The following is a 2,214-nucleotide window of genomic DNA, read 5'->3' as shown; positions in this document are numbered from 1 at the left end:
GAGTATTTAAAATAATCTGATATTTTAGTTTTAAACAAAAATAGTATTGGTAGTAACATTACCCATATATAAAATCCATGTGGTTTATGTGTTTAAAATAAATTTCATTATTTTCATCATTTTTTGATGTCATTAATGAATTTTTTTATTATGATTTACTTATAATCCTATAGAAAGAAAAAGGATAATAAACCATCCCGACCAAAGTTTGATTCATTATCCTGTCCATAAGAACACTATGATAATAATAGAATTTCACAAAAAAATCAATACAATTAATCAGAATATTTATTCTTCTGTCATTAGTTCCCTGGATTTTTCTTCTGTTCATTGTCCAAAGTGCAATGAATCCGGTCTAAAGGTTCATGCTTATTATTATAGAGCTTTTAAAAATAGTTCAATTAGAATCACCAGATTAATATGTCCTCACTGCGGTTCAACTCATGCAGTTCTTCTTTCTCCTATGATTCCTTTTATATCTTCTGTTTCATATGATGATATGATTAGTATTATTGTGCACAAAAATACCGATGCTGAAATTGATAATTCTCTCATTTCCTATTTCCACACCAGATTTGTAAACTGCTTTGGAGATTACTATCATATCTGTCTGTTCAATTCCAGAAATCTCTTTTTATCTTTCGTTACCACACATGATTTGTTTATTATTCCTCCCTTTTCATCTATTCTTGAATCATAAGGAGGACTTTCACTATGGAAAGCATTAATAACGACTATATTCTTAAACTATTTAACCTGGACAATAGAAAAATCAGCTCTATTGAAGTCCATCATCAGTTTGATGGCGTACATGTTCATGTGCTTTTGGCTGTCGAACCCTACAGGTGCCCTGTGTGTGGTACTGAAACATCAAAAACTCATTCATATACACACAAGAAGATTACGCATTCAATTCTTAGCGGGATACCTTGCTTCATCAATTATAAGGCCAGACGATATATCTGCCCCGAATGCTCAAAGACATTCTATGAGCACAATCCATTTACCACTGAAGGCATGAAGATTTCACTAACGACCGTATATAATGTCCTTAATGATCTAAAAAAGCCTAATGAAACATTTACTGCAGTCGCTCATAGATATCATATATCTCCAACTGCAGCCGCCTATATATTTGACAGACACGTCAATATATCAAGAAGAAAACTTCCTGAATGTATATGTATAGATGAAGTCTATGCATTTTCATCATCAAAAGGTGATTACGTATGCGTTCTTCTTGATTTTAATTCTCAGAATGTCATCGACCTGCTTCCTTCAAGAAGAAAGTATGATCTAATGAATTATCTTTCTCTTATTCCTCGTGAAGAAAGACTTAATGTTAAAGTCGTCTCTACTGACATGTGGGAAACATATAGAATAGTAACGAAACTCATGTTTCCTAATGCAGTCAATTCATTAGATAAATTCCACCTTGTCCAGGAATTCAACAGAAGACTTGAAAGAATCAGAATCGATGCAATGAACAGAGTCAAGCCTAATCCGAATTTCAAAGAAATAAACCACTCCTCCTGTGAAGTTACGAAGCACAGAGAAATGCAGAAGCAGTACTATGTATTGAAGAAATTCAACTGGCTTCTTCTCAAGAATGACGATAAGATATCTGATCCAGACATGGAGAAGAAATACAATCGTGTTCTTGAAGGATATTACAATTACTATGACCTTGTCGAGTATATGATCAAAACAGACAGTCAGCTCGAGGAGGCCCTATATCTTAAGGATGAACTTAAAAGATTCTTTGATAAATCCGATACAGATACCGCAAAGGACAATCTTAATGAACTTATTAGAGAATTCAAATCGAGCAGTATTCCAATCATGAATGAATTTGGGAATACAATGGTGAGATGGAAAAATGAGATTATAAACTCATTTATAAAAGTCAATCCTGAGAAGACAAAACGAGTTAATAATGGAATCATTGAAAACAGAAATAAAACCATCAAGAATATAAAGCATAATTCTAATGGCTATAGAAACTGGGAACGATTTAGAAATAGGGTTATGTATGTGTTAAATGATGACGCAACATATTATATGTATCCAAAAAAGAAGGACTAGATTTGCATCTAGTCCCTAATTGGTATTATAAACACCTTGTGATTAAGTTTTAAATTGTATGTGGTCATCTGAACCACAAATTGTCTTATTGGCCGAAACAATCTCAACCACAAGTTATTTTAAATTACC

Annotated in this window: 1 protein-coding gene; it reads left to right on the top strand. The window is 32.7% G+C overall.

What is annotated here, in order from left to right; translation table 11 throughout:
• Positions 1–714 precede the first annotated feature (714 nt).
• Positions 715–2,085, top strand: coding sequence for an ISL3 family transposase (locus DWZ53_RS11025; protein ID WP_191492211.1), 1,371 nt, complete (start codon positions 715–717; stop codon positions 2,083–2,085).
• The last annotated feature ends 129 nt before the right edge of the window (positions 2,086–2,214 follow it).

The organism is Coprobacillus sp. AF33-1AC (assembly GCF_003475785.1).
In the GTDB taxonomy this organism is placed as follows: domain Bacteria; phylum Bacillota_I; class Bacilli_A; order Erysipelotrichales; family Coprobacillaceae; genus Faecalibacillus.
The sequence above is the reverse complement of the archived record's forward strand: the minus strand, read 5'-3'. Positions and strand labels throughout refer to the sequence as shown.

Bases quoted from the DNA above. Each gene is read 5' to 3' on its own strand.
- DWZ53_RS11025 (WP_191492211.1), top strand. From the start codon at position 715: ATGGAAAGCATTAATAACGACTATATTCTTAAACTATTTAACCTGGAC.